Origin of the sequence: Pseudomonas sp. D47 (assembly GCF_045447305.1) — a bacterium.
In the GTDB taxonomy this organism is placed as follows: Bacteria; Pseudomonadota; Gammaproteobacteria; order Pseudomonadales; family Pseudomonadaceae; genus Aquipseudomonas.
Genome location: NZ_JBJGXU010000002.1, coordinates 14991 through 41105 on the forward strand (window position 1 = coordinate 14991; position 26115 = coordinate 41105).

General features: G+C 60.8%; 25 protein-coding genes. 5 read left to right on the forward strand and 20 right to left on the reverse strand.

The features are described from left to right. Positions 1 to 166: 166 nt before the first annotated feature. Genes ACI77I_RS02980 through ubiE form a run of 9 tightly spaced genes read right to left on the reverse strand, consistent with a single transcriptional unit; the run spans position 167 to position 6138 of the window. The gene (locus ACI77I_RS02980) at positions 167 to 874 is read right to left on the reverse strand and encodes a 16S rRNA (uracil(1498)-N(3))-methyltransferase (protein WP_094949315.1); all 708 of its coding nucleotides are present in this window, start codon (positions 872 to 874) and stop codon (positions 167 to 169) included. Beyond that, positions 871 to 1662 (reverse strand): twin-arginine translocase subunit TatC, encoded by a 792-nt coding sequence (tatC, locus tag ACI77I_RS02985; protein WP_094949314.1) that lies wholly within the window; start codon positions 1660 to 1662, stop codon positions 871 to 873. Before tatC ends, ACI77I_RS02980 begins: the two co-directional genes overlap by 4 nt. After that, on the reverse strand, positions 1659 to 2060 hold the full coding sequence (gene tatB / locus ACI77I_RS02990) for a Sec-independent protein translocase protein TatB (RefSeq protein ID WP_263274379.1): 402 nt from the start codon (positions 2058 to 2060) through the stop codon (positions 1659 to 1661). The genes tatC and tatB overlap by 4 nt, the downstream gene beginning before the upstream one ends. A gap of 10 nt (positions 2061 to 2070) precedes the next feature. Next, complete coding sequence (locus ACI77I_RS02995) at positions 2071 to 2349, reverse strand: twin-arginine translocase TatA/TatE family subunit (RefSeq protein WP_012721795.1); 279 nt, start codon at positions 2347 to 2349, stop codon at positions 2071 to 2073. 25 nt (positions 2350 to 2374) lie between these two features. Next, the gene (locus tag ACI77I_RS03000) at positions 2375 to 2707 is read right to left on the reverse strand and encodes a phosphoribosyl-ATP diphosphatase (protein ID WP_083355678.1); all 333 of its coding nucleotides are present in this window, start codon (positions 2705 to 2707) and stop codon (positions 2375 to 2377) included. A 2-nt stretch (positions 2708 to 2709) separates the two neighbouring features. Then, the gene (gene hisI, locus ACI77I_RS03005; protein WP_058423690.1) at positions 2710 to 3102 is read right to left on the reverse strand and encodes a phosphoribosyl-AMP cyclohydrolase; all 393 of its coding nucleotides are present in this window, start codon (positions 3100 to 3102) and stop codon (positions 2710 to 2712) included. Between the two features lie 41 nt (positions 3103 to 3143). After that, positions 3144 to 4748 carry a ubiquinone biosynthesis regulatory protein kinase UbiB gene (gene ubiB, locus ACI77I_RS03010; protein ID WP_094949312.1) on the reverse strand — a complete coding sequence of 535 codons (1605 nt, stop codon included), beginning with the start codon at positions 4746 to 4748 and terminating at the stop codon, positions 3144 to 3146. Next, positions 4745 to 5368, reverse strand: a complete 624-nt coding sequence (locus ACI77I_RS03015) for an SCP2 domain-containing protein (protein ID WP_094949311.1) — start codon at positions 5366 to 5368, stop codon at positions 4745 to 4747. The genes ubiB and ACI77I_RS03015 overlap by 4 nt, the downstream gene beginning before the upstream one ends. Continuing rightward, positions 5368 to 6138, reverse strand: a complete 771-nt coding sequence (ubiE, locus tag ACI77I_RS03020; RefSeq protein WP_094949310.1) for a bifunctional demethylmenaquinone methyltransferase/2-methoxy-6-polyprenyl-1,4-benzoquinol methylase UbiE — start codon at positions 6136 to 6138, stop codon at positions 5368 to 5370. The genes ACI77I_RS03015 and ubiE overlap by 1 nt, the downstream gene beginning before the upstream one ends. 145 nt (positions 6139 to 6283) lie before the next feature. Here ubiE and ACI77I_RS03025 point away from each other — a divergent pair, with 145 nt between their 5' ends. From ACI77I_RS03025 to ACI77I_RS03035, 3 genes are all read left to right on the forward strand, one after another. Next, positions 6284 to 6559 (forward strand): polyhydroxyalkanoic acid system family protein, encoded by a 276-nt coding sequence (locus ACI77I_RS03025; protein ID WP_094949309.1) that lies wholly within the window; start codon positions 6284 to 6286, stop codon positions 6557 to 6559. Between the two features lie 105 nt (positions 6560 to 6664). Continuing rightward, positions 6665 to 7087: a phasin family protein gene (locus ACI77I_RS03030; RefSeq protein ID WP_094949308.1), complete on the forward strand. Its 423-nt coding sequence runs from the start codon at positions 6665 to 6667 to the stop codon at positions 7085 to 7087. Positions 7088 to 7099: 12 nt separating this feature from the next. Next, positions 7100 to 8086, forward strand: a complete 987-nt coding sequence (locus ACI77I_RS03035) for a phasin family protein (RefSeq protein ID WP_406996938.1) — start codon at positions 7100 to 7102, stop codon at positions 8084 to 8086. Positions 8087 to 8172: 86 nt separating this feature from the next. Here the strand turns inward: ACI77I_RS03035 and ACI77I_RS03040 are convergent, their stop codons facing one another. The 10 genes from ACI77I_RS03040 to ACI77I_RS03085 form a co-directional block, all read right to left on the reverse strand. Then, a complete protein-coding gene (locus ACI77I_RS03040; protein WP_094949306.1) occupies positions 8173 to 8793 on the reverse strand; it encodes a TetR/AcrR family transcriptional regulator in 621 nt (206 codons plus the stop codon). 27 nt (positions 8794 to 8820) lie between these two features. Continuing rightward, positions 8821 to 10503, reverse strand: a complete 1683-nt coding sequence (phaC, locus tag ACI77I_RS03045; RefSeq protein ID WP_242153990.1) for a class II poly(R)-hydroxyalkanoic acid synthase — start codon at positions 10501 to 10503, stop codon at positions 8821 to 8823. An 88-nt stretch (positions 10504 to 10591) separates the two neighbouring features. After that, on the reverse strand, positions 10592 to 11437 hold the full coding sequence (gene phaZ, locus ACI77I_RS03050; RefSeq protein ID WP_094949304.1) for a poly(3-hydroxyalkanoate) depolymerase: 846 nt from the start codon (positions 11435 to 11437) through the stop codon (positions 10592 to 10594). Positions 11438 to 11590: 153 nt separating this feature from the next. Next, complete coding sequence (gene phaC, locus ACI77I_RS03055; protein ID WP_094949303.1) at positions 11591 to 13270, reverse strand: class II poly(R)-hydroxyalkanoic acid synthase; 1680 nt, start codon at positions 13268 to 13270, stop codon at positions 11591 to 11593. A 249-nt stretch (positions 13271 to 13519) separates the two neighbouring features. Continuing rightward, on the reverse strand, positions 13520 to 13897 hold the full coding sequence (locus ACI77I_RS03060) for a gamma-butyrobetaine hydroxylase-like domain-containing protein (RefSeq protein WP_406996939.1): 378 nt from the start codon (positions 13895 to 13897) through the stop codon (positions 13520 to 13522). 186 nt (positions 13898 to 14083) lie between these two features. Further along, positions 14084 to 15421 (reverse strand): ATP-dependent protease ATPase subunit HslU, encoded by a 1338-nt coding sequence (gene hslU / locus ACI77I_RS03065; RefSeq protein ID WP_083355661.1) that lies wholly within the window; start codon positions 15419 to 15421, stop codon positions 14084 to 14086. A gap of 36 nt (positions 15422 to 15457) precedes the next feature. After that, positions 15458 to 15988: an ATP-dependent protease subunit HslV gene (hslV, locus tag ACI77I_RS03070; RefSeq protein ID WP_064450299.1), complete on the reverse strand. Its 531-nt coding sequence runs from the start codon at positions 15986 to 15988 to the stop codon at positions 15458 to 15460. A 257-nt stretch (positions 15989 to 16245) separates the two neighbouring features. Then, positions 16246 to 16947 carry an SPOR domain-containing protein gene (locus tag ACI77I_RS03075; RefSeq protein WP_406996940.1) on the reverse strand — a complete coding sequence of 234 codons (702 nt, stop codon included), beginning with the start codon at positions 16945 to 16947 and terminating at the stop codon, positions 16246 to 16248. Position 16948: 1 nt separating this feature from the next. Continuing rightward, positions 16949 to 18685 (reverse strand): arginine--tRNA ligase, encoded by a 1737-nt coding sequence (gene argS, locus ACI77I_RS03080; protein ID WP_406996941.1) that lies wholly within the window; start codon positions 18683 to 18685, stop codon positions 16949 to 16951. 190 nt (positions 18686 to 18875) lie between these two features. Continuing rightward, complete coding sequence (locus ACI77I_RS03085) at positions 18876 to 21095, reverse strand: primosomal protein N' (RefSeq protein WP_094949298.1); 2220 nt, start codon at positions 21093 to 21095, stop codon at positions 18876 to 18878. Positions 21096 to 21454: 359 nt separating this feature from the next. Between ACI77I_RS03085 and rpmE the strand changes: the two genes are divergently transcribed. Together rpmE and ACI77I_RS03095 are read left to right on the forward strand one after the other, a co-directional pair. Then, complete coding sequence (gene rpmE, locus ACI77I_RS03090; protein WP_094949297.1) at positions 21455 to 21688, forward strand: 50S ribosomal protein L31; 234 nt, start codon at positions 21455 to 21457, stop codon at positions 21686 to 21688. A gap of 288 nt (positions 21689 to 21976) precedes the next feature. After that, positions 21977 to 23245, forward strand: coding sequence for a malic enzyme-like NAD(P)-binding protein (locus ACI77I_RS03095; RefSeq protein WP_406996942.1), 1269 nt, complete (start codon positions 21977 to 21979; stop codon positions 23243 to 23245). Positions 23246 to 23439: 194 nt separating this feature from the next. Here the strand turns inward: ACI77I_RS03095 and ACI77I_RS03100 are convergent, their stop codons facing one another. Next, a complete protein-coding gene (locus ACI77I_RS03100) occupies positions 23440 to 25902 on the reverse strand; it encodes a penicillin-binding protein 1A (RefSeq protein ID WP_406996986.1) in 2463 nt (820 codons plus the stop codon). Between the last annotated feature and the right edge of the window lie 213 nt (positions 25903 to 26115).

Sequence of the window (26115 nt, forward strand, 5' to 3'; positions counted from 1 at the left end):
AAGGCTTGGACTTATTCAGAGGCTATCGGCGGCGTAGGATTATTCTGTAGGCGCGATGATCGTTCCCGCGCGGGAATGCATCCCGTGACGCTCTGCGTCACAAGAGCGGACGCAGAGCGTCCATGAGGGCGTTCCCACGCGGAGCGTGGGAACGATCGGGATAGAGTCAGAACAGGCGGGCGAGTAGGGCGGTTACGGCGGTTTCTACACGCAGGATGCGCGCGCCCAGTTGTACCGGCTGCAAGCCAGCCTTGGTCAGCAGGTCCACTTCGTAGGGTATCCAGCCACCTTCCGGGCCGATGGCCAGGGTTACAGGCTCATCCAGCCCACGCGGGCAGGCCGGGTAATCGCCAGGATGGCCGATCAGGCCGAGGGTGCCTTCGGTCATGGCCGGCAGGCGATCTTCGACGAACGGCTTGAAGCGTTTTTCGATGATGATCTCGGGCAGCACCGTATCGCGCGCCTGCTCCAGGCCGAGGATAAGCTGCTCGCGAATCGCCTCAGGCTCCAGGAATGGGGTTTGCCAGAAGCTCTTCTCCACGCGGTAGCTGTTGACCAGCACCACCTTGGGCACGCCCATGGCCGCCACGGTTTGCAGCACCCGACGCAGCATCTTCGGGCGCGGCAGGGCCAGCAGCAAGGTCAATGGCAGTTTGGCCGGCGGCGGCAGGTCGAAGCTCACTTGCAGTTCGGCTTCACTGGCCTGCAGGCGCAGCAGTTGCGCACTGCCCATCAACCCGCCAATGCGCCCCACCCGCAGGTTGTCGCCCACCACGGCGCGGTGGACTTCCTGCATATGCACCAGGCGCCGATCACGCAGGATCACCCGGTCGGCCGCGATAAAGTCGGCCTCTTCAAGCAACAGCAGGTTCACGGCTGAGTCGCTGGCGGCTGGTCGTCGTCGGCGGGTTGGTCATCCGGGTGCTCGCCACGCTTGGTGATCAAGCTGCTGAACAGGATGCCGACCTCGAACAGCATCCACATCGGCACGGCCAACAGGGTCTGCGAAAAGATGTCCGGCGGGGTCAGGATCATGCCGACCACGAAGCAGCCGATGATCACGTATGGGCGGACTTTCTTCAGGTATTTGACGTCGACCACGCCGATCCACACCAACAGCACCACGGCCACCGGGATTTCAAAGGCCACGCCAAAGGCGAAGAACAGCGTCATCACGAAGTCGAGGTAGCTGGTGATGTCGGTCATCATTTCCACGCCGGCCGGCGTGGCCGCAGCGAAGAACTTGAAGATCAGTGGGAACACCAGGAAATAGGCGAAGGCCATGCCGGTGTAGAACAGCAGGATGCTCGACACCAACAACGGCACCGCGATGCGCTTCTCATGCTTGTACAGGCCCGGCGCGATAAAGCCCCAGATCTGGTGCAGGATCACCGGGATTGCCAGGAACAGCGAGACCATCATGGTCAGCTTCAGTGGCGTGAGGAACGGCGACGACACGTCGGTGGCGATCATCGTCGCACCGGCCGGCAGGTACTGGCGCAGCGGCGTCGAAACGAAGGTGTAGATCTGCTGGGTGAAGGCGAACAGCCCGGCAAAGATAATGAAGATGGCCGCTACGCAACGCAGCAGGCGGGTACGCAACTCGGTGAGGTGCGAGACCAGTGGCATGTGCTGGTCGTTTTCCGGTTTATCAGCGCTCATGGGGCTCGCGGCGGCAATGTAGGGTCATGGGGAGCGGGCGACGCAACGGGCGTCGGCGCTGGCTCGGTCGGGGTGGGCGCAGTCGGCGTCGCTTGCGCAGCGGGTGCGATGCTGTGCTCGGCCACGGGCTCTGCCGGCTTGCTCGGTTCATTCACCGGCGACAGGATTTTGCGTGCTTCCTGCTCCAACGACAGAATATGTTCGTTGTGCAGTTGCCGACGGATCTCGTCGGCGCCGATTTCCCGTTCAACTTCCTGTTTGATGGCGTTGAAACTGCGTTTCAGGCGCCCGATCCATAGGCCGGCCGTGCGCGCGGCACCGGGCAGGCGTTCCGGCCCCAATACCAGCAGGGCCACGAGGCCGACGAGGAGCAGTTCAGAGAAGCTGATACCAAACATTAGTCAGTGCTCACGAGTCTTTGCGGGTCGGCTCTTCGACTTTTTCAGCCTGTACGTCGAAGGTACGACGCTCAGTGATCGGCTGGGTCGCCTGTGGGTGTACAGGCTGGGCCGGCGGCACTGGGTTTACGACCGGGTCCGCAGGCTTTTCGTCGTCGTTCATGGCTTTACGAAAGCCCTTGATCGACTCGCCCACGTCGGTGCCCAAGTTCTTGAGTTTCTTGGTGCCGAACACCAGTACCACCACCACCAGAATGACGATCCAGTGTTTCCAGTCAAAAATGCCCATGCTGCAATTCCTCTGTAGAAGTTATTCAGGCGGACGGGCGCGAGGCCTTTTCGGCGTGCCCGGACAAGCCATGGCGACGGTCCAGTTCATCAAGTACAGCCTGTGGATGCAGCCCCAGCTGGGCAAGCATGATCATGCTATGAAACCACAGGTCGGCGGTTTCGTAGATCACGTCGCTGCAATCCCCGCTGATTTGTGCGTCTTTGGCGGCAATGATGGTCTCGATGGATTCTTCGCCAAGCTTTTCCAGGATCTTGTTCAAGCCCTTTTCATACAGGCTGGCGACATACGAGCCCTCGGCGGTTGCGGCTTTGCGATCTTCGAGCACCTGGGCCAGGCGGTTCAGGGTGTCAGTCATGTTCAGTGTCCTGCCGAATAGATGGCGTGCGGGTCTTTGAGCACCGGTTCGACCACCTTCCACTCGCCGTTCTCGAACACGCGATAGAAGCAGCTGTGACGGCCAGTGTGGCAGGCGATGTCGCCGATCTGCTCGACCATCAGGATCACCACGTCGGCGTCGCAGTCGATGCGCATCTCGTGCAGGGTTTGCACGTGCCCGGACTCTTCGCCCTTGCGCCACAGTTTGCCACGCGAACGTGACCAGTAAATGGCACGCTGCTCAGTGGCGGTCAGGCTCAGGGCCTCGCGGTTCATCCAGGCCATCATCAGCACGCGCCCGGTCTTGTAGTCCTGGGCAATGGCCGGCACCAGGCCGTCACTGTCCCACTTGATCTCGTCCAGCCAGTCTTTCATGTTCCGCTCCGGCAATTTGCGACAGTGTATAACCGGATCGGCTATCGACGCACGATCAGATAAACACCCACGGCGACCATGATGCCGGCCGGCCAATGGCCCAGTTGGTTCAGCGGCCCACCGATGGCGAGCATCACACCACCCACCAGGTGCGCGGCGCCCAGCAGGCGCAGGAACCAGTCGTCCTTGCGTTTCTGCCAAGGCGGTGCGGGGTCTTTGGCGTGCGGCTGGGACATGCGCTCCAGCAGGTCGCGGGTCATATTGGCCAGGTGCGGCAACTGTTCGACCTGGCTTTGCAGGTTGCCTAGCAAGGTTTTCGGGCTGACGCGTTCGCGCATCCAGCGTTCCAGGAACGGCTGCGCGGTGTTCCACAGGTCGAGGTCCGGGTACAACTGGCGGCCCAGGCCTTCGATGTTCAGCAGGGTTTTTTGCAGCAGTACCAGCTGCGGCTGCACTTCCATATTGAAGCGCCGCGCGGTCTGGAACAGGCGCATCAGCACCTGGCCGAAGGAAATATCTTTTAACGGTTTTTCGAAAATCGGCTCGCACACGGTGCGGATCGCCGCTTCGAATTCGTTGAGCTTGGTTTCCGCCGGCACCCAACCCGAATCGATGTGCAACTGCGCCACGCGGCGATAGTCACGCTTGAAGAAGGCGAACAGGTTGCGTGCCAGGTAGTCCTGGTCTTCCGGGGTCAGGCTGCCGACGATGCCGCAGTCGATTGCGATGTACTGCGGGCTCCACGGGTTCACGGTGCTGACGAAGATGTTGCCCGGGTGCATGTCGGCGTGGAAGAAGCTGTCGCGGAACACCTGGGTGAAGAAGATCTCCACACCGCGCTCGGCGAGCATTTTCATGTCGGTGCGCTGGTCGGCCAGGGTCGCGAGGTCGGTGACCTGCACGCCGTAGATGCGCTCCATCACCAGCACTTTTGGGCGGCACCAGTCCCAATACACTTGCGGCACGTACAGCAGCGAAGAACCTTCGAAGTTGCGCTTGAGCTGGCTGGCGTTGGCGGCTTCGCGCAGCAGGTCGAGTTCGTCGTAGATGGTCTTTTCGTAGTCGGCGACCACATCCACCGGGTGCAGCAGGCGCGCGTCGGCGGAGAAACGCTCGGCGGCACGGGCGAGGATGAAAAGCCACGCCAGGTCCTGGCCGATAATCTGCTTGAGGCCGGGGCGAATCACCTTCACCACCACTTCTTCGCCGGTCTTGAGCTGCGCCGCGTGCACTTGCGCCACCGAGGCCGAGGCCAGCGGGTCGACGTCGAAACGGCTGAACACCTCGCTGATCTTCTTGCCCAGCTGCTCTTCGATCAGCTTCATCGACTGCTGGGAGTCAAACGGCGGTACGCGGTCCTGCAGCAGCATCAACTCGTCGGCGATGTCTTCGGGCAACAGGTCGCGACGCGTGGAGAGGATCTGCCCGAACTTGATAAAGATCGGCCCCAAATCCTGCAACGCCAGGCGCAGGCGCGCGCCACGGCTCAGTTCCAGCTGTTTGCGCGGGAACCAGCGCCACGGCAGCACGTAGCGTACCGCCAGCAGGAACCACGGCAAGGGCAGGGCGAACAGCAGGTCATCGAGGCGGTAGCGAATTACGACGCGCTGGATACGAAACAAACGGCGGACGGCGAGCAGCTTCATGCGTTATCGCTTGGATCAAGGGAACGGCTCAGGCGCTCGAAGCGCGCCTCGAGGCGTTCCAGGTCGATTTTGGCCTTGTCGAGTTCGCGAAAGCGCGCTTGCGCTTCGCGTTCTCCGACCAGGGTGCGCGATTCTTCGCTCAGGTATTCGGCAAGGTTCTGGTTGAGGCTGGCGAAGCCTTGCTGGTACCAGCGCGAACGGCTGCGCAGGTGCCCGCTGATCAACTGGGTGGCCACGGGGCCGATCCAGCGTGACAGCTCGTATTCCCAGTCCAGCTCCAGGTCTTGCAGCACGGCGGCCAGGTCCATCAGCACCGCGCTGTCGCCTTCCAATTCCACTTCAGGGCCGTGGAGGATGGCGGTCTTGTTGCGGCTCAGGGCCAAGTGCAACAGGCTCGACGCCGGTGCACGCAGCGTGCAGTCGGCTTCGGCGGCCCATTGGGTCGCGAGCAGCAGGCCTTCATCGCTGGGCAGGATAAACAGCTGCAGGGCCGGGCTCGTGCAGTCGACGGCAATGACTTTGCCGTTCAAGTGCGCGAGCCGCGCCAGGGCGGTGCTGTCCAGGCGCAGTACACGGTTGACGCCGTGTTCAACGCTGGCGAGAAGGCCTTTGAGCAGCATCAGGGCTTGATGCCGCGGTGCAGGGCGACTACCCCTGCGGTCATGTTGTGGTAGGTCACGCGGTCGAAACCGGCCTCCACCATCATCGACTTCAGGGTTTCCTGGTCCGGGTGCATGCGGATCGATTCGGCCAGGTAGCGGTAGCTCTCGGCGTCATTGGTGATCAGCTTGCCCATCAGCGGCATGAAGGCGAACGAGTAGGTGTCGTAGACCTTGGACATCAGCGCGTTGGTCGGCTTGGAGAACTCCAGCACCAACAGGCGGCCACCCGGCTTGAGCACGCGCAGCATCGAGCGGATCGCGTCTTCTTTATGGGTGACGTTGCGCAGGCCGAAAGCGATGGTCACGCAGTCGAAATGGTTATCCGGGAACGGCAGCTTTTCCGCATCGGCCTGAACGAATTCGATATTGCCGGCCACGCCTTTATCAAGCAGGCGATCACGGCCGACCTTGAGCATCGAACCGTTGATGTCCGCCAGCACCACCTGGCCGGTAGGGCCGACGAGCTTGGAGAACTTGGCGGCCAGGTCGCCCGTGCCGCCGGCGATGTCCAGCACGCGGTTGCCGGTGCGTACGCCCGACAGTTCGATGGTGAAGCGCTTCCACAGGCGGTGCATGCCGCCCGACAGCACGTCGTTCATCAGGTCGTACTTGGCGGCGACGGAGTGGAACACCTCAGCGACTTTTTCCGCTTTCTGGCTTTCCGGAACGTTCTTGAAGCCGAAGTGAGTGGTGGGTTCGGCATCGCTGCCTTTGCGCTGATCAGTCATATCGCTGTCACCAAAAGAGAATGCGGGACATGATAATCCCCAAGGCTTGCTTTGTCTTGGCAAGGCTGAAGGTAAGATAGGGGGTCACCGAGACCTTTTGCCGCATGGCAGGTGTTCTGAGTCGTTATAAAGAGGAGTCATTGCAATGGCCCGTATTACCGTTGAGCGTGCACATTCCCTGGGTAAAGACGGCGCGCGCGCGAAGGCCGAGAAGTTGGCGCAGAAACTCAAGGAGCAATATGGCCTGGAGCCATCCTGGTCCGGCGACACCCTGAACCTCAAACGTTCGGGGGTTAAAGGCACAGTATTAGTGGCGGATGATTCGCTGCGTATCGATGTGGAGCTGGGCCTGTTGATGTCGGCCATGAGTGGCACTATCAAGTCCGAAATCGAGAAAGCCCTGGATAAGGCGCTGGCCTGATCGAGGTGTTCTTAGGGTGCCGATTCTAATTTTTCGCCCTACTTTGTGCCCAAGCCCTCAACTCCTGTGGGCCGTTCCTCGACCCTAATTTGCGTGAGGTGCACCATGGCCAAAGTTATTTTGCAGAAAAAAATCGACGCACAGACCACTACCCTGAGTGACGTAAAAAGCTATGCCCGCAAGATCTGGCTGGCCGGTCTTGGTGCCTATGCCAAGGTTGGAAGCGAGGGCGGGGAGTACTTCAAAGAGCTGGTTAAGACTGGTCAACATGTTGAAAGTAAAGGCAAAAAAGTTGTGGTTGAACAACTTGATGCTGCCAACAGTCAGATTGACCAAGTAAAGAGTAACGTCTCAAGCGTCAAAGGTTTGGTTGAAGTTCAACTCGATAAAGTTGAGAAAGCTTTTGACACGCGTGTTGCAAGTGCCTTGAATCGGATCGGCATTGCGTCTAAACATGACGTTGAGACACTCTCTGCTAAGCTCGAAGAGCTGACGACATTGCTAGAACGTGTCGCGCGTAAACACTAAGGAGACATCGGGATGGCTGTTAAAAAGACTACTCAGAAAGAAGGCAGCTCGTGGATCGGGGAAGTTGAAAAATATTCCCGTAAGATCTGGCTTGCTGGTTTAGGCGTGTACTCGAAGGTTAGCAGTGACGGCGGTAAGTACTTCGAGACTTTGGTCAAGGACGGCGAGAAAGCCGAGAAGTTGACCAAGACCACAGTGGGTAAAAAAGTCGAGGCGGCCAAGGCGAGTGCAGGTTCTGCCAAGTCGAGCATTTCTGATACATGGGGCAAGTTGGAAGAGACTTTCGACAAGCGTCTTAACAGTGCCATTTCGCGACTGGGCGTGCCCAGCAAAGCGGAACTGAAGACGCTGCACAGCAAGGTCGATACGCTGACCAAGCAAATCGAAAAACTCACGGGCGCCAAAGTGGCCCCGGCTAAAACTGCCGCGGCTAAACCGGCTGCTAAGCCTGCCGCCAAACCGGCTGCAAAATCTGCGGCCAAGCCTCTGGTTAAAGCGGCTGCCAAGCCGGCTGCTAAACCTGTGGCCAAGGCCCCAGCTAAAGCAGCGGCAAAACCGGCTGCCAAACCTGCCGCTAAAACCGCTGCTGCAAAACCTGCCGCCAAGCCTGCTGCTAAACCAGTAGCCGCTAAAGCAGCTGCCAAGCCAGCGGCTAAACCTGCTGCCAAGGCCGTTGCGAAACCAGCTGCTAAAACTGCCGCAGCCAAACCTGCTGCCAAGCCGGCCGCTGCGAAATCTGCAGCCAAGCCAGCCGCCGCTAAACCAGCCGTCAAGCCTGCTGCAGCAAAACCTGTGGCTGCCAAGCCAGCGGCAAAACCAGCCGCCGCGAAGAAACCCGCTGTAGCGAAAAAGCCAGCAGCGCCAAAGCCTGCCGTTGCGGCCAAGCCTGCAACCCCAGCGCCAACCGCTTCGACAGCCAACTCGGTGTCCGCACCGACCCACGCTGCTACTGCCCCGACTGCATCGCCGGTAACCCCGACGCCATCCAGTCAGTCCTGATTTTTTCAGGGTACAAAAAACGCCCGGCCTGCGAAGGTCGGGCGTTTTTTATTGGCGATCTTATGACCACCGCCGCTCCCACATTATTAATCCATGTCATCCAGATATTTCAGGGCGAACCGCTCGGTCGCCTGCCGTGCCGGCAACAACAAGTGCGGCGCCACCAGCATCATGATCTGGTACACCACCACGCGCACTTCCCCTTCACGGTCGAGAATCCGCTGGTAATCCAGGGAAAACAGCAAGGTCATGGTGATCTGTTCCACCAGTTGCCCCAGCGCCTGGGTATCACTGACCAACTGCCCCGCCGCCTTGAGTCGCGCCAGTAATGAAGCCAGTGTTCGCTTCAGTGCCGTAAGCAAATTGCGAATGCCCTTGGCCAGCTTCGGCAGGCGCCCCGCCAGGTTCGACAAATCCTGAAACAGAAACCGGTAATGGGCCATGCGCTCGACGATCAAGTGCAGGAACAGCCAGTAATCTTCGGCTCTGAGTTGTGCATCCGCCGGCGGGTCGAGCAGCGGTGCCAGTTCATTTTGAAAGCGCTCGAACAGCCCGAGTACCAACGGCTCCTTGCCATGGAAGTGGTAGTAGAGGTTGCCGGGGCTGATCCCCATTTCATTGGCCACCTCCATGGTCGACACGTTCGGCTCGCCCTTGTGGTTGAACAACTGCAGGGCACATTCAAGGATACGGTCGCGAGTCTTCATCCAATCTTCTTAATGGGGTCGTTGAGCTCAGCGCACGCGCACGTAGGTGCCCGGCGCCGCTTCCATGGGTGGGTAATTCTGGTTGCCCAGGGCAGTCAATGTTTCGCGTTGTGCGCCGGAGCGCTGTTGAATCCACTCCAGCCACTGCGGCCACCAGCTGCCTTCGACATGGTTGGCGTCGTAGTACCAGGCGCGCGGGTCGCTGCTTAGCTTGGGGTTTTCGACGTAATTGGCCTTGGGGTTGCCTGGCGGGTTAAGGATGCTCTGCACATGCCCGCTGTTGGACAGCACGAAGCGCCGCTCACCGCCGAGCAATTGCGTGGAGCGGTACACCGCATCCCACGGCGTGATGTGGTCGTTGATCCCGGCCACGCTGAAGCTGTCCACCGTGACCTTCTGCAAATCGATAGGCGTGCCGCACACCTCAAGGCCACCAGGATGGCTCAGCGGGTTGTGCTTGAAGAAGTCCAGCAAGTCGCCATGCAGCGCGGCGGGCAGGCGCGTGTTGTCGTTGTTCCAGTACAGGATGTCGAACGCCGGTGGCTCCTTGCCCAACAGGTAATTGTTGATCCAGTAGTTCCAGATCAGGTCGTTGGGGCGCATCCAGGCAAACACCTTGGCCATGTCGCGACCGTCGAGCACGCCTTGCTGGTAGGAGCGGCGCTTGGCGGCTTCGAGGGTTTGTTCATCGGCGAACAGGGTGGCGGGGCTGTCGATCTGGCTGTCCAGCAAGCTCACCAGATAGCTGGCGCTGGAGATGCGTCGCAGCTGGCGCTTGGCTTGCAGATGGCCTTGCAGTGCGGCGATGGTCAGGCCACCGGCGCAGGCGCCCATCAGGTTGACCTCGCGGGCACCGGTGATCGCCCGGCACACGTTGAGCGCTTCCTCCAGCGCCGCCACATAGGTGGACAGGCCCCATTCGCGGTGGCGCACATCCGGGTTGCGCCAACTGACCATAAAGGTCTGCAGGCCGTTTTTCAGCGCGTACTGCACAAAGCTATTGGCCGGGCTGAGGTCGAAGATGTAGTACTTGTTGATTTGCGGCGGCACGATCAACAGCGGCTTGGCGTACTGTTTTTCGCTCATGGGCTTGTACTGGATCAGCTCCAGCAGCTCGTTGCGAAACACCACCGAGCCGGGCGTGGTCGCCACGGTCTTGCCGACTTCAAACGCATGCTTGCTGACCTGACGGGGCAGGCCGTTGTTGTGCAGTAAATCATCAAACAGGTTGCTCACACCGCGCACCACGCTGTTGCCGCCGGAGTTGAGCAGCTCCTTGATGGCCAGCGGGTTGAGCAGCGTGTTGGAAGGCGACACCGCATCATTGAGCAGCGAGAACGCGAAGTGCGCGCGGGCGCGGTCATCCGCGTTCAGGGCACTGTCGTCGATCCAGTGGCGGGTCTGTTTCTGCCAGCTCAAGTAGGCTTGCAGGCTGCGACGGTACAGCGGGTTGAGTTTCCAGGTGGGGTCGATGAAGCGCGCGTCGTTGGGGTTGGGTTCATGCATCGTTTCGCCCAGCAACACGCGACCCAACTGACCGCCCAGCGCCAGGGCGTGACGCGCGGTGTGCACCGGGTTGCGCAAGCCGTGGGCGGCGACGCTGCGCAGGGTTGCGAGTAAATCCCGACCGCGCAGGCCGGTGATCGCATTTTGCGCATTGATGAACACAGCAGGGGTGGGCGCCGGGTTCGTCACGGGTCTTTCTCGCATGAGCCAACACTCCTTCGTCAGGGCAACAACAGGCACGCCAATTGAGAACCATAGTCGGTTCTGGGCAAGTTGCGCGGCGGTGTAGTCCTTACACCGCCGGTCGCGGATGAATCACCGCCCGCAGGCGCTCCTCTTCGAGAAACTTCATGATGATCGGCGCCACGGCTTCAGCCCGGGTGATCAGGAACAGGTGGCCATCATCGATGATGTGCAGCTGCGCATTCGGAATGCGCCAGGCCAGCATGCGCATATTGATCAACGGGATCAGCGGGTCGTCGTCACCCGCCAGCACCAGGGTCGGTTGGCGGATCTTGTGCAGCCAATGGATGCTGGTCCAGCCAAACCCCGCAAACAGCTGCCAGTAGTAACCGAGCTTGCCGGCCGAGCGCACTTTGCTCGCGTGCTCGGCAGCCAGTTTTGAATCGCGGCGGAACGAGCCGCCATAAATCATTGGCGCGATGCGCACCACGTGGGACGGTTGGATATAGCGCCTTGGGCTTGCCATCAGCCACAGCACCTTAGGCTTGCCCGGCACCATAAAGGCACCGGCTGCGGTGGCGGCCAGGATCAGCTTTTTGCAGCGCTCCGGGTAGTCATAAGCGAACTGTTGCGCCAGCGCGCCGCCCCAGGACACACCCACCGCATTCACCTGGCCATAGTCGAGGTAATCGAGCATGCGCGCGGTGAGTTTGGCCAGGCCGGGAAAGCGATAAGGCCGATTGGGCGTCGACGAACCGCCCACGCCCGGTACATCAAAGGCGATCACTTCGAGGTCCGGGTCCAGCGCCTGGACGAACGGAAACACCAGCTCAAGGTTGGCGCCGATGCCGTTGAAAATCAGCAGCGGCGTCAAGTGAGGCTTGCCCGGGCGTACCGCCGTACGGATGGTCTGGCCATCCAGGTCGATGGTACGGAAGATGAACGGTTGCGGCATGCTCAAGCCCTGTGGAGTGGTGCTATTTATCGGTAGGAACTCGGTCTATGTGGGCGCTGGCTTGCCTGCGATGGCATTCTGTCACTTACCGGCATACCGCTATCGCAGGCAAGCCAGCTCCCACATTGATCTCATTTCAACTACACAATTTGCTTATCGTTCATGCACATAAGTACCCGGCGCCGCCTCAGCTGCGGCATAGGTTTTGTTACCCAAGCTTGTAGGTGCTTTCTTCAATTTACCCGACCGCTCCGCCTGCCAGGCCTGCCAATGCAGCCACCAGGAGTCAGTATGTTTGGTGGCATTCTCCTGCCAATCCAGCGCCTTGCCCGCCAGGCCATCGCTGGTCTGGTAACGCGCCTTGGGGTTGCCCGGCGGGTTGAGGATGCTCTGGATATGCCCACTGCTGGACAACACAAATTCCACTTTGCCGCCAAACAACTGCGCCGACTTGTAGCAAGACTGCCACGGCGTGATGTGGTCGTTGGTGCCGGCCAGGGCGTAGATATCGGCGGTGACCTGCTTGAGGTCGATCGGCGTGCCGCACACTTCCAGGGCGTTGGCGCGTATCAGTGGGTTGTTCTTGAACAGTTCGATCAAGTCGCCATGGAACGCTGCTGGCAGGCGCGTGGTGTCGTTGTTCCAGAACAGGATGTCGAACACCGGCGGCTCGTTGCCCAGCAGGTAGTTGTTGACCCAGTAGTTCCAGATCAGGTCGTTGGGGCGCATCCAGGCAAACACCTTGGCCATGTCGCGGCCTTCCAGCACGCCAGCCTGGTAGGAATGGCGCTTGGCTGCCTCCAGGGTCTGCTCGTCGACAAACAGCGCTACCTGGGTGTCCAGGGTGGTGTCCAGCACGCTCACCAGCAGGGTCAGGGCGTTGACCTTCTTCTCCCCCAGCGCCGCGTAGTGGCCCAGCAGCGCGGTGCAGGTGATACCGCCGGAGCAGGCGCCGAGCATGTTGATGTCTTTGCTGCCGGTAATCGCCGTGACCACATCGACCGCTTCCTTGAGCGCCTCGATATAGGTCGACAGGCCCCACTCGCGCTGGGCCTTGGTCGGGTTGCGCCAGCTGACGATAAACGTCTGCAAACCATTGCGCAGGCAGAAGCGCGCCAGGCTCTTCTCCGGGCTCAGGTCGAATACATAGAATTTGTTGATCTGCGGCGGCACCACCAGCAATGGGCGCTCGTGCACCTGCTCGGTGATCGGCTTGTATTGGATCAGCTCCAGTACGTCGTTGCGAAAGACCACGGCGCCTTCGGTGGTGCCCAGGCTCTTGCCCACTTCAAAGGCGCCCATGTTGACCTGGCTCGGCATGCCGCCGTTGTGCACCATGTCCTTGGCCAGGTGGGACAAGCCATCGAGCAGGCTTTTGCCGCCGGTTTCAAAGAAGCGCTTGACCGCCGCCGGGTTGGCCGCGCTGTTGGTGGGGGCCATGGCTTCGGTCATCAGGTTGATCACAAAGTGGCCGCGGCTGATGTCCTGTTCCGACAGGTTACTGTCGCCAATCCAGTCGTGCAGTTCCTTGCGCCACGCCAAGTAAGTTTGCAGGTAACGTTTGTAGAGCGGGTTCTGGCTCCAGGCGGGGTCGTTGAAGCGACGGTCATCGCCTTCGGGCACCAGCGCGGATTTGCCAAACATCACGTTCTTCAATTCGACGCCAAAGTGGGCCACGTGCTTGACGCTGTGTAACGGTTGCTTGATGGCTTGGGTCAGCACCATCTTCGCCGAGGCTAATAAATCCTTTTTTCGTAACGCGATGATCGGGTTCAGCCCCAGGGTGTTTTCTGAGGCCTGGCGTTTCAAGTCATCGTTATTCTTGTTACTCATCTACGACGCTCCATTGTCCGAAAGACGAGTACCGGCGATTGCTGCGCACCCAATTTCGATACACGACACCAGCCTGGTACTGCGACTCGGGTGACCGTAAATACCGCATCGTCAAATGCAGGGAACTTGCCAGTTCTATTGGTTACCCGAGTTTAATTTTTTTCGCAAGCGGGCCAATCGTTGGCCGCGCGACAGGGCATTCAAGCAGATGAAACTAGAAAATGCCCTCTAAAGAGCAAGACGCCTGAGTTAGAGCATTAGCCGCACGACCGACTCACTCGGGTCGCGGGTTTTTCCGGCCGCTTTAAGTTCAGCAAGATAGTCGGCCCACAGTGCTTCCTGGCGCATAGCCAACTGGTAGAGGTAGTCCCAGGTGAACAGTCCGCTGTCATGCCCGTCGTCAAAGGTCAATTTCAGTGCGTACTGACCGGCCGGTTCTATCTTGGTCAGTCGGACATTGAGTTTGCCGAACTGCAGGATGGGTTTGCCGTGGCCCTGGACTTCGGCGGAAGGCGAGTGCACCCGCAGCAGTTCGGCGGGCAACTGGTAGACCTCATCGGGCCCGTACGTGAGGCCGAGGGTGTTGGAGGTTTTATGCAGGTTTACAGCGGTAGGGAATTGGGTCATTTGGGGGTTCGCTCAGAGATGATCCTCCTGAAGGAACCGGCTTAATGCGGGAGCAGGCTTGTGTGGGAGCCGGGCTTGCCCGCGATGCAGGCACCTCGGTGTTTCAGGAACACTGAGGTGATGCTATCGCAGGCAAGCCAGCTCCCACACAAGCCTGGCTCCTACACAAACCATTTCCTGTGAGGCTTACAGGATATAACGAGACAGGTCTTCGTTCTGCGCCAATTCGCCCAGGTGGCTATTCACGTAGTCAGCATCGATCTTGATCGCTTCGCCATTCTGCGAACCCGCCATGTCGCCCGCACTGAAGGAAACTTCCTCCAGCAGACGCTCAAGCAAGGTATGCAGACGACGCGCACCGATGTTCTCGGTCTTCTCGTTAACCTGCCAGGCAATCTCCGCCAAACGCTTGATCCCGTCCGGCAGGAACTCGATGCCCAAGCCTTCAGTTTTCAGCAGCTCGCGGTACTGCTCGGTGAGCGAGGCGTGCGGCTCGCTGAGGATGCGCTCGAAGTCGCCCGGGGTCAGCGCCTTGAGTTCCACGCGAATCGGCAGACGGCCTTGCAGCTCCGGCACCAGGTCGCTTGGCTTGCTCAGGTGGAATGCACCGGAGGCGATAAACAGGATGTGGTCGGTCTTGACCATGCCCAGCTTGGTGTTCACGGTGCAGCCTTCGATCAGCGGCAGCAGGTCGCGCTGGACGCCTTCGCGGGACACATCAACGCCGCCGGAGTTGCCACGCTTGGCCACTTTGTCGATCTCATCGATAAACACGATGCCATGTTGCTCGACGGCTTCCAGGGCTTTGGCCTTGAGTTCTTCTTCATTCACCAGGCGCCCGGCTTCTTCGTCGCGCACCAGCTTCAGCGCTTCCTTGACCTTGAGCTTGCGGCTTTTCTTCTTGCCCTTGCCCATGTTGGCGAACAGGTTCTGCAGCTGGCTGGTCATTTCTTCCATGCCAGGCGGTGCGGAGATATCGACGCCGGAGACTTCGGCGACTTCGATCTCGATTTCCTTGTCGTCCAGTTGGCCTTCACGCAGGCGCTTGCGGAACAGCTGGCGGGTATTGGAATCGGATGAAGGTGCGGCGTCTTCGTTGAAACCCATGCGTGCCGGCGGCAGCAAGGCGTCGAGGATGCGTTCTTCGGCGGCGTCTTCAGCGCGGTGGCTAACCTTGGTCATTTCCTGTTCGCGCAGCAGCTTCAGGGCGGCGTCGGCCAGGTCACGAATGATCGACTCGACGTCGCGGCCCACATAGCCCACTTCGGTGAACTTGGTGGCTTCGACCTTGATGAACGGGGCATTGGCCAGCTTGGCCAGGCGCCGGGCGATTTCGGTTTTACCGACGCCGGTCGGGCCGATCATCAGGATGTTCTTCGGCGTTACTTCAACGCGCAATTCTTCGGGCAGTTGCATCCGGCGCCAGCGGTTACGCAGCGCAATGGCAACGGCGCGCTTGGCATCGTCCTGGCCGATGATATGGCGATTAAGTTCATGGACGATTTCGCGGGGAGTCATGGACATAGTGTTTGCGGCCTCAAGCGGGAATAAGCCTAGGGCTTACTCGGCGAGGTCCTGCTCCTCAATGGTGAAGTTGTGGTTGGTGAACACGCAGATGTCGCCGGCAATGCCCAAGGCAGTCTCGACGATTTCACGGGCCGACAGGTCGGTTTTCTTCAGCAGTGCGCTGGCTGCCGCCTGGGCGTAGCCACCGCCGGAACCCATGGCGATCAGGCCATGTTCAGGCTCAACCACGTCGCCGTTACCGGTGATGATCAAGGAAGCGTCTTTGTTGGCAACGGCCAGCATGGCTTCCAGGCGGCTGAGGGTACGGTCGGTGCGCCATTCTTTGGCGAGTTCGACCGCGGCGCGCACGAGGTGGCCCTGGTGTTTTTCCAACTGGCCCTCGAAACGCTCGAAGAGGGTGAAGGCGTCGGCGGTAGCGCCGGCAAAGCCCGCGAGAACCTGGCCGTGGTACAGGCGGCGCACTTTTTTGGCGTTGCCTTTCATCACGGTGTTGCCAAGGGAAACCTGGCCGTCGCCGCCCATGACGACTTTGCCGTGGCGACGTACTGAAACGATGGTGGTCAAGGGGAGAGTCTCCACGCAGCGGGGCGAAAATGCCCTGATGGAATCTCATATGGGGGTGGCGAGGGGGATTTCAACCGTAGGGGGGTGTGGCGGACGAGTGGTGTTTATTGGTCTGACACATTTTTGGGAGCGTCCCAAAACCAACTGTGGGAGCTGGCTTGCCTGCGATGGCGGTGTGTCAGTCACTGAAAATAATGACTGTTACACCGCCATCGCAGGCAAGCCAGCTCCCACATGTATACCGAGTTGGCTATGAGTCAGCGGCTCTGGCGTTGTTGTAACAACAGGTTGCTAAACCCGGCGCCGGCCAATTGTTTCTGCGCCACGGTCAGCTGTTCACGGTTGCTGAACGGCCCTACCAGCACGCGATACCAAGTCGAGTCCTTCACCGTGCCGGACTCCACCGTCACCGTCTGGCCCAGCAGAATGATCTGCGCTCGCACCCGATCCGCGTCCGCCTGTTTCGGGAACGAGCCCGCTTGCAGGAAGAACTTGGTCACCGGTGCCGCTTTGGTCTGCGCAACCGGCGGTGGCGGCGGCGGGGTGATCCCGGCCAGCGCCGCTTGAGCGCGTGCGGTGTCGATTTTCGCCGCTTCCGCAGGCGTCACGGGTGTGGTCGGCACTTGCGGCGTCGGCAGGGTTTTCTCCGGCACGGCGTCGGGCGGCACGATCACTTCCGATTCCGGCAGCAGCGTGTAGAAATCGTACTTCGGCTTCACCGGCGCGGTCGGGCTCGGCGCCGTCTTGTTGGCTTCGGCCATTTTCGTGGCTTTCTGCTGCTCTTGCTTGACGCGTTTAACGTCATCGCCCTTGCCCGGCTCCAGCTTCATCAGAATCACGACAAGCGCACCGACCGCCAGGCCGATGGCCATCCACAACCAGCCCGGAATCGGCTTTTTCGCCGGGGCTTGATAGCGGCTGGCGCCGCGCTTGGGTGCAGGTTTTTTCTTGGCAGCCAACTTACATACGCTCCAGGGTTTCCAGGCCTAACAATTCCAGGCCTTGCTTGAGGGTCCGTCCAGCCAGTGCGGCGAGGCGCAGGCGACTTTGCTTCTGGGCTTCGTCGTCGGCGGTGAGGATCGGGCAGTGCTCGTAGAAGCTGGAGAACAGGCCGGCGACTTCATACAAATAGGTGCAGAGGACATGCGGCGTGCCTTTCTCACCGACGCTGTTCAACACTTCTGCGAATTGCGCCAGTTTGGCCGCCAATTCCTGTTCGTGAGGAGCATCGAGCACGACCTGGCCTTCAACTTCGCTGAAGTCCTTGCCCAGCTTGCGGAACACGCCGGCCACGCGGGTGTAGGCGTACAGCAGGTACGGCGCGGTGTTGCCTTCGAAGTTGAGCATCAGTTCGAAGTTGAAGCTGTAGTCGCTGGTGCGGTGCTTGGACAGGTCGGCGTATTTCACCGCGCCAATACCCACCACGCGGGCGATGTTGCGCAACTCGGCTTCGGCCAGCTCCGGGTTCTTTTCCTTCACCAGGTTGTAGGCACGCTCCTGGGCTTCGTTCAGCAGGTCGATCAGCTTCACGGTGCCGCCATCGCGGGTCTTGAACGGGCGGCCGTCGGCGCCGTTCATGGTGCCGAAGCCCATGTGTTCCATGTGCATCGGGTGGGTGACGAAACCTGCGCGGCGTGCCACTTCAAACACCTGCTGGAAGTGCAGGGCCTGGCGCTGGTCGACGAAATACAGCGCGCGGTCGGCTTTCAGCACGCCGCTGCGGTAGCGCACGGCCGCCAGGTCGGTGGTGGCGTAGAGGTAGCCGCCATCGGCCTTGACGATGATGACCGGCAGCGGCTCGCCGTCGGCGGTCTTGAATTCTTCGAGGAACACGCACTGCGCGCCGTTACTCTCCACCAGCAGGCCCTTGGCCTTGAGGTCGTTGACCACGTTGATCAGGTCGTCGTTGTAGGCACTTTCGCCCATCACGTCGGCCATGGTCAGCTTCACGTTGAGCAGCTCGTAGATTTCCTGGCAGTGCGACAACGAGATCTCGCGGAAGCGGCCCCACAGCGCCAGGCATTCCTTGTCGCCGGCTTGCAGCTTGACCACCAGGCCACGGGCGCGGTCGGCGAACTCTTCGGACTCGTCAAAACGCTTTTTGGCGGCGCGGTAGAAGTTTTCCAGGTCGGCCAGCTCGTTGCTGGTGATCGGGTTTTCCTGCAGATAGGCCATCAGCATGCCGAACTGGGTGCCCCAGTCGCCCACGTGGTTCTGACGGATTACGGTGTCACCGAGGAACTCCAGCACCCGCGCCACGCCGTCGCCAATGATGGTCGAACGCAAGTGGCCCACGTGCATCTCTTTAGCCAGGTTGGGGGCCGACAGGTCAATCGCCACGCGCTCCAGCGGGCCGGCCTTGCGCACGCCGATCTTGGCGTCGGCCAGGGCGGCGTCCAGGCGCGAAGCCAGGGCCTGGGTGTTCTGGAAGAAGTTGATGAAGCCTGGGCCGGCGATCTCAGCCTTGGTGACGCTCTCGTCAGCCGGCAGTGCGGCGATGATTTTTTCCGCCAGGTCGCGCGGCTTCATGCCCGCAGGCTTGGCCAGCATCATCGCGATGTTGCTGGCGAAGTCGCCGTGGGTCTTGTCGCGGGTGTTTTCCACCTGGATCGCCGGCGTCAGGCCTTCAGGCAACACACCTTCGTTGACGAGTTGGGTGAGGGCTTGTTGGATCAACTGGCGAATGGTGTCTTTCATGGTGTTCTCTTTCGACCGCAAGCGGCGGCGCGCGATGCGCAGGTGGAAAAACTGGGCATTATCCGTGGCGAGGGCGGGCTTGCCAACCGTTCAGACCAGATGGCGGACCTGCGGGCCTCATCGCGGGCAAGCCCGCTCCCACATTTAAGGGTATTCACATTTCAAAATGTGGGCGCTGGCGTGCCTGCTATCAATACAGGTCTACCGGGTCCACATCCAACGACCATCGCACTTGCCGGCCGCTGGGCATTTGCTCCAGGGCAAGTAACCAGCTACTTAATAGCCGATGCAGTGGTGCGCGGGACGTTGCCTGCAAGAGTAGCTGGGCGCGATAACGCCCGGCGCGGCGTTCCATAGGCGCGGGCACCGGGCCGAGCAATTCGATGCCGGTCAGACCCAGTTCGCCAAGCAAACGTTCGGCGGCGCTGCACGCCTCATCCAGAAAACTTTCTGCCTGCCCCGGTTTGTGGGCTTCGGCGCGCAGCAAGGCCAAATGGGAAAAGGGCGGCAGGCCGGCGGCGCGGCGTTCGCTCAAGGCCTGTTCGGCGAAGGCAAAGTAGCCTTGTTCGGTCAGCTGGATCAACAGCGGATGGTCGGCCAGGTGCGTCTGGATAATCACTCGGCCCGGCTCTTCGGCCCGCCCGGCCCGGCCCGCGACCTGCACGATCAACTGCGCCATGCGTTCGCTGGCGCGGAAGTCGCCGGAGAACAGGCCGCCGTCGGCATCCAGGATCGACACCAGCGTCACCCGTGGAAAGTGGTGCCCTTTGGCAAGCATCTGCGTGCCGATCAGGATGCACGGCTGGCCTTTCTGGATGGTCGCGAACAGCTGGTTCATCGCGTCTTTGCGCGACGTGCTGTCGCGATCGACTCGCAGTACCGGGTAGTCCGGGAACAAAATCCCCAGGCGCTCTTCAGCACGCTCGGTGCCGGCGCCCACTGGGCGCAAGTCCACCTTGCCGCATTGCGGGCAGTGGCGCGGCACCCGTTCCACATGGCCGCAGTGATGGCAGCGCAACTCGCCGTGGCGCTGGTGCACGGTCATGCGCGCATCGCAGCGCTCGCACTCGGACATCCAGCCGCAGTCATGGCACAGCAGCGTCGGCGCAAAGCCCCGGCGGTTGAGAAACACCAGCACTTGCTGGCCGGCGGCGAGGGTCTGGCCGATGGCTTGTTGCATTGGCCCGGAAATGCCGCTGTCCAGCGGGCGGCTTTTGACGTCCAGGCGCAGGAAACGCGGTTGTTTGGCGCCACCTGCGCGCTCATTCAGGCGTAGGAGCCCGTAACGGCCGGTGTAGGCGTTGTGCAGGCTTTCCAGGGAAGGCGTGGCCGAGCCCAGCACAATCGGGATGTCTTCCTGGCGTGCGCGTACCAGCGCCAGGTCGCGGGCGTGGTAGCGCAGGCCTTCCTGCTGTTTATAGGAGCCGTCGTGCTCCTCGTCGATGATTATCAGCCCGGGGTTTTTCATTGGCGTGAACAGCGCCGAACGGGTGCCGATAATAATGTCGGCCTCACCGTCCCGCGCCGCCAGCCAGGACTCCAGGCGTTCGCGGTCGTTGACCGCCGAATGCACCAGGGCGATGCGCGCATTGAAGCGCTGCTCGAAACGCGCCAGGGTTTGCGGGCCCAAGTTAATCTCGGGGATCAGCACCAGTGCCTGTTTGCCGGCCTTCAGGGTTTCGCGGATGAGCTGCAAATAGACTTCGGTCTTGCCGCTGCCGGTCACGCCGGCCAGCAGGAACGCATGGAAGCTGCCTGCGCCTGCGCGGATGGCTTCATAAGCAGCCCGTTGCTCGGGGTTCAGCGGCAGTTCGGGTTGGGCCAGCCAGTGTTCGTGGCGCGGGTCCGGCGCGTGCTTGCGGATTTCCACCTGCACCAGGCCCTTGGCCAGCAGCAGGTCGAGGCTGTCCTTGCTCAGCATCAGCTTGCTTAATAGCTGATGCGCCACGCCGTGGGGGTGCTGCGCCAGCGTGGCCAGGGCTTCACGCTGGCGCGGCGCGCGGGCGATGCGCGGGTCGTCCAGGCGGGCGCCGGGCACCATCGACCAGAAGCGTTCTTGGCGTGCTTCGGCCAACTCGCCCTGGCGCAGCAGCACCGGCAGCGCCCAGCTCAGCGTGTCACCCAGGCTGTGCTGGTAATACTGGGCAGTCCACAGGCACAGCTTGAACAAGGCCGGGGGCAGTGGCGCAGTGGCGTCGAGGATAGCGATGGCGGGCTTGAGCTTTTCTGCGGGCACTTCGCTGTGGTCGGCGACTTCCACCAGGATGCCGATCATTTCCCGCCGCCCGAACGGCACGCGCACACGCATGCCCGGCTGCAACTGCGCGCGCAGCACGCCGGCCGGGGCGCGGTAGTCGAACAGGCGGCGCAGAGGCGAGGGCAGGGCTAGGCGCAAAATGGCGTCGGGCACGCGGGGGGTCTCTTATAAAGGCAGGCGGTGGCGCAGGGGCGCGAGCCTAGCAGACCTGCGGTGGAGGTGTCCCGTCTCGGGTGTTGGAGGCAGCACTTCTGTGGGCGCCGGGCTTGCCCGCGCTAGCGGCGTATCAGTCGCCGGATTGGGTGCCTGACACGCCGCCATCGCGGGCAAGCCCGGCTCCCACAATGATCGTGGTGAGCCGGAAGTTTTCTGATGAAAGGGGCTTTTATGTGCGCAAACGACAGGCGCCGCCGCTTGCGCGTTTAAAAAGGTCTGGTAGAATCCGCGGCCTAATTACGTGCGGTATTCGACAATAGTGTCGTGTGGCGGCACGCTAGCCCGAGGAAGTCACCATGAAAGCCGATATCCATCCAGCGTACGAAACCATCGCAGTAACCTGCAGCTGCGGCAACAAGTTCGAAACGCGTTCGAACCTGTGCAAGCCACTGGGTACTGACGTATGCAACGAGTGCCACCCGTTCTACACCGGTAAGCAGAAAACTCTGGACACCGGCGGCCGTGTACAGCGCTTCGCAGATCGCTTTGGTGCTTTCGGCAAGAAGCCTGCTGCTACTCCAGCAGAGTAAGGCTCAAAAGCCCTTTGGGTTTTTGTCAGCTGTTGAAAAAGGCGTCCCTTGTGGGCGCCTTTTTTGTGGCCGCGATTTGGCGAAGCGTTGCAAAATTGATTTTTGAATAAAAAATTGTAGACATTTTTTAATGTGATTGTGAACAGTTAAGCCCTTGTATCCCGTGGCTCTTGGCCAAAAGTCGTAGCGCAGGGCCCTTGACACCTGTGACTGCCCAGTCTTGTAGGGACTTTGCGACACGCGTATCCTCGGCGGTCCGTCGACCAACAGTAAAAGCGGAATGCCGATATGTCTGATTTGAAAACTGCCGCTCTCGAATATCATGCCCATCCTCGTCCAGGAAAGCTGAGTGTAGAGCTCACCAAAGCCACTGCCACCGCCCGCGACCTGTCGCTGGCCTACAGCCCTGGCGTTGCCGAGCCCGTACGTGAAATCGCCCGCGACCCTGAACTGGCGTACAAGTACACCGGCAAAGGCAACCTGGTTGCAGTGATTTCCGATGGCACCGCGATTCTCGGCCTGGGCAACCTCGGCCCATTGGCATCCAAGCCAGTCATGGAAGGTAAGGGCGTGCTGTTCAAGCGCTTTGCCGGCATCGACGTTTTCGACATCGAAGTCGACTCCGAAAGCCCGCAGGCGTTCATCGACACGGTTAAGCGCATTTCCATCACCTTCGGTGGCATCAACCTGGAAGACATCAAGGCACCTGAGTGCTTCGAGATCGAAAAGGCCCTGATCGAGCAGTGCGACATTCCGGTATTCCACGATGACCAGCACGGTACCGCGATCGTTACCGCGGCCGGCATGATCAACGCCCTGGAAATCGCCGGCAAAACGCTGGCTGACGCGCAAATCGTCTGCCTGGGCGCCGGCGCGGCGGCCATCTCCTGCATGAAGTTGCTGGTGAGCATGGGCGCCCGGCTTGAAAACATCTTCATGGTCGACAGCAAGGGCGTTGTTCAGTCCGAGCGTACCGACCTGAACCAGTACAAGGCGATGTTTGCCCACGCGACCGACAAGCGCACCCTGGCTGACGCCCTCAACGGTGCAGACGTGTTCGTTGGCCTGTCCGGCCCGAACCTGCTGAGCGCTGAAGGCCTCAAGTCCATGGCGGCCAACCCGATCGTGTTCGCTTGCTCCAACCCTGATCCGGAAATTGCCCCGGAACTGGCGCACGCCACCCGTGACGACGTGATCATGGCCACCGGCCGTTCGGACTACCCGAACCAGGTCAACAACGTACTGGGCTTCCCGTTCATCTTCCGTGGTGCCCTGGACGTTCGCGCCAAGCGCATCAACGAAGAGATGAAAGTGGCTGCCGCCAACGCCCTGCGTGAACTGGCCAAACTGCCGGTGCCTCAGGAAGTGTGCGACGCCTACGGTGGCATCAAGCTGGAATTCGGCCGTGAGTACATCATTCCCAAGCCAATGGATAAGCGCCTGATCACCCTGATCTCCGATGCCGTGGCCAAAGCCGCCATCGAGACCGGTGTGGCTACCCTGCCGTATCCGAAGCACTACCCGCTGCAAAGCGTGGATGATGTGTTCAACGGCTAAGCCGTTGTAGCGCACCAACAAAAAGCCCCGGCTCTCGCGAGTCGGGGCTTTTTTGTGGCGGGGTGAATACGCTCTTCAGACGTCGGGTGAGCCCTGTGTAAGTCGGGCTTGCCCGCGATGGCGGTGTATCCGGTAGACCGCTATCGCAGGCAAGCCCGCTCCCACATTGGAGCTGCGCTCAGCCGCAGATCGAGTTAGAAGAGATCGATCGGTGCCCCCTCATCCGCCGGCAGCGGGCTGCCCGGTGCAACGCCATTGCCCAGCTCGTTGACCGACGGTGGCGTGTCTTCGCTTTTGAACAGCTCGAAGAACGCATTCGGCGTGCTCGGCGATGCCGCACGGCCGCTCACCGGGTCAATCCGCAGGCTGAGAATGCCTTCCGGCTCGGGCTGGGTGTGCAGCGGCTTGTCCTTCAAGGCCGCGCCCATGTAGCTCATCCAGATCGGCAGCGCGACGGTGCCACCAAACTCGCGGCGGCCCAGGCTTTCCGGTTGGTCGTAGCCGGTCCACACGGTGGTCACGTAGTCGCCGTTGTAGCCGGAGAACCAGGCGTCCTTGGATTCGTTAGTGGTACCGGTCTTGCCCGCGATATCCGCACGGCCCAGGGCCAGTGCGCGACGGCCGGTGCCTTTCTTGATCACGTCTTCCAGGATGCTGTTGAGGATATATGTGGTGCGACCATCCACGATCCGCTCAGCCACTGCCGGCGCTTGTGGCTCGGTGGGCGCAGCGGCGTTTGCCGCAGGCGCTGCGCCTGGGGTCGGTTCGATGGTGATTCCGCCGTTGCTCGGTGCCGCGAGGCCATCCGTCGCGGCCACGCCATTGACCACGTCACCCGGCACGCGTGGCGGGTTGGCGGTGAACAGGGTGTCGCCGTTACGGCTTTCGATCTTTTCTATCAGGTACGGCGTGATCTTGTAGCCGCCGTTGGCAAAGGTGCTCCAGCCCGTGGCGATTTCCATTGGCGTGAGGGTCGCGGTGCCGAGGGCCAGGGACAGGTTTGGCGGCAGGTCCGACTTGGCGAAGCCGAAGCGCGTCATGTAGTCGATGGTCTTGCCCACGCCCATCGCCTGCAGCAAGCGGATCGACACCAGGTTGCGCGACTTGTACAGCGCCTCGCGGATACGGATCGGGCCGAGGAAGGTGTTGGTGTCGTTCTTCGGGCGCCAGACCTTGTCCAGGTACTCGTCGACAAACACGATCGGCGCGTCGTTGACCAGGCTGGCGGCGGTGTAGCCGTTATCCAGCGCAGCGCTGTAGACGAACGGCTTGAAGCTCGAGCCCGGTTGGCGCTTGGCCTGGGTCGCGCGGTTGTAGTTGCTTTGCTCGAAGGCAAAACCGCCGACCAGGGCGCGGATCGCACCGTTCTGCGGGTCCAGGGACACCAGCGCGCCTTGCGCCACAGGTACTTGGCTGAACTTCAGGCTGTCGTCTTTCTGGCGTTGCACGCGGATCAAATCACCCACTTGCGCCACGTCAGACGGCTGCTTGGGCATCGGGCCCATGCTGTTGGTGTTCAGGAAGGGGCGTGCCCACTTCATGCTGTCCCACGAAACATGACCTTCGCCGGTGCGGGTCAGCACCTGCACGCCATCTTTATTCACTTGGGTGACGATGGCCGGCTCCAGGCCGCTGATTGGGCGCTGTTTGCCCAATTCTGTGGTCCAGGCGCTCAAGGTCTTGCCCGGCAGGCGCGATTCAGGGCCACGGTAGCCATGGCGTTGGTCGTAGGTGACTAAGCCTGTGTGTACCGAGTTATTGGCGATTTCCTGCAGGTCGCTCGGAATCGTTGTGGTCACGCGGAAGCCTTCAGTGTAGGCCTCGCTGCCATAGCGGCCGACCATCTCGGCCCGCGCCATTTCCGCGATGTACGGTGCGTTCACTTCCGGCGTCGGCACGTGGTAGCTGGCGTTCAACGGCTCAGCCACGGCGCTTTCATAGGCGACCTGGTCGATCTTGCCCAGCTTGTACATGCGGCCCAGGATCCAGTCGCGGCGCTCTTTGCTGCGCGCCGGGTTGGCCAGTGGGTTGAAGCGTGAAGGGGCTTTAGGCAGGCCGGCAATCATCGCCATCTGCGCCAGGCTGGCGTCACGAATCGACTTGCCGTAGTAGACCTGGGACGCCGCTTCGATGCCGTAGGCGCGGTTACCCAGGTAGATCTTGTTCACGTACAGCTCAAGGATTTCATCTTTGGTCAGCTGGCGTTCGATCTGCAGGGCCAACAGGATTTCAGTGGCCTTGCGCGAAAAGCTGCGCTCGCTGGTGAGGAAGAAGTTCTTCGCCACCTGCATGGTGATGGTGCTACCGCCGGATTGAATGTGTCCGCTTTTTACCAACTGAGTGGCCGCACGCACCAGGCTGCTGGGATCGACACCGTAGTGGTTGGCGAAATTATCATCTTCAGCCGAGAGCAGGGCATTGATGAAATTGGGCGGAATATCGGCGAAACGGATCGGTGTGCGGCGCATTTCGCCGAACTCCGCGATCAGTTTTTCGTCGCTGCTGTAGACCCGCAAAGGAATCTGCAACTGGATACTTCTGAGTGCCTCTACGGAGGGCAAACCCGGACTAAGGTAGAGGTAGGCCCCGCTGAGTACGAGCATCAGCCCGCAGACGATCGCGACAATGGAGTACCCGAAAAACTTCAGCAGACGAATCAAGGCTTTTGGATTTCCAGAGAAAAGAATGAGTTACGCGTCGGGGCATGCATAACAAACGATGGATCAACCCGAGCAGCAGAAAAAAAGCGGGGAAAAACGCTGGGCATTAAAGCATTTTCGGCCTGGGGCGTCATTCGCACCACTCAAACAAGTCGACCGAATGCACGATGCCCCGCGCTAATCAGGCGGTATGACAGGCAAAGTTTTAGG

Bases quoted from the DNA above. Each gene is read 5' to 3' on its own strand.
- tatC (WP_094949314.1), bottom strand. From the start codon at position 1,662: ATGAGCGCTGATAAACCGGAAAACGACCAGCACATGCCACTGGTCTCG.
- tatB (WP_263274379.1), bottom strand. From the start codon at position 2,060: ATGTTTGGTATCAGCTTCTCTGAACTGCTCCTCGTCGGCCTCGTGGCC.
- ACI77I_RS02995 (WP_012721795.1), bottom strand. From the start codon at position 2,349: ATGGGCATTTTTGACTGGAAACACTGGATCGTCATTCTGGTGGTGGTG.
- ACI77I_RS03000 (WP_083355678.1), bottom strand. From the start codon at position 2,707: ATGACTGACACCCTGAACCGCCTGGCCCAGGTGCTCGAAGATCGCAAA.
- hisI (WP_058423690.1), bottom strand. From the start codon at position 3,102: ATGAAAGACTGGCTGGACGAGATCAAGTGGGACAGTGACGGCCTGGTG.
- ubiB (WP_094949312.1), bottom strand. From the start codon at position 4,748: ATGAAGCTGCTCGCCGTCCGCCGTTTGTTTCGTATCCAGCGCGTCGTA.
- ACI77I_RS03015 (WP_094949311.1), bottom strand. From the start codon at position 5,368: ATGCTGCTCAAAGGCCTTCTCGCCAGCGTTGAACACGGCGTCAACCGT.
- ubiE (WP_094949310.1), bottom strand. From the start codon at position 6,138: ATGACTGATCAGCGCAAAGGCAGCGATGCCGAACCCACCACTCACTTC.
- ACI77I_RS03025 (WP_094949309.1), top strand. From the start codon at position 6,284: ATGGCCCGTATTACCGTTGAGCGTGCACATTCCCTGGGTAAAGACGGC.
- ACI77I_RS03030 (WP_094949308.1), top strand. From the start codon at position 6,665: ATGGCCAAAGTTATTTTGCAGAAAAAAATCGACGCACAGACCACTACC.
- ACI77I_RS03035 (WP_406996938.1), top strand. From the start codon at position 7,100: ATGGCTGTTAAAAAGACTACTCAGAAAGAAGGCAGCTCGTGGATCGGG.
- ACI77I_RS03040 (WP_094949306.1), bottom strand. From the start codon at position 8,793: ATGAAGACTCGCGACCGTATCCTTGAATGTGCCCTGCAGTTGTTCAAC.
- phaC (WP_242153990.1), bottom strand. From the start codon at position 10,503: ATGCGAGAAAGACCCGTGACGAACCCGGCGCCCACCCCTGCTGTGTTC.
- phaZ (WP_094949304.1), bottom strand. From the start codon at position 11,437: ATGCCGCAACCGTTCATCTTCCGTACCATCGACCTGGATGGCCAGACC.
- phaC (WP_094949303.1), bottom strand. From the start codon at position 13,270: ATGAGTAACAAGAATAACGATGACTTGAAACGCCAGGCCTCAGAAAAC.
- ACI77I_RS03060 (WP_406996939.1), bottom strand. From the start codon at position 13,897: ATGACCCAATTCCCTACCGCTGTAAACCTGCATAAAACCTCCAACACC.
- hslU (WP_083355661.1), bottom strand. From the start codon at position 15,421: ATGTCCATGACTCCCCGCGAAATCGTCCATGAACTTAATCGCCATATC.
- argS (WP_406996941.1), bottom strand. From the start codon at position 18,685: ATGAAAGACACCATTCGCCAGTTGATCCAACAAGCCCTCACCCAACTC.
- rpmE (WP_094949297.1), top strand. From the start codon at position 21,455: ATGAAAGCCGATATCCATCCAGCGTACGAAACCATCGCAGTAACCTGC.
- ACI77I_RS03095 (WP_406996942.1), top strand. From the start codon at position 21,977: ATGTCTGATTTGAAAACTGCCGCTCTCGAATATCATGCCCATCCTCGT.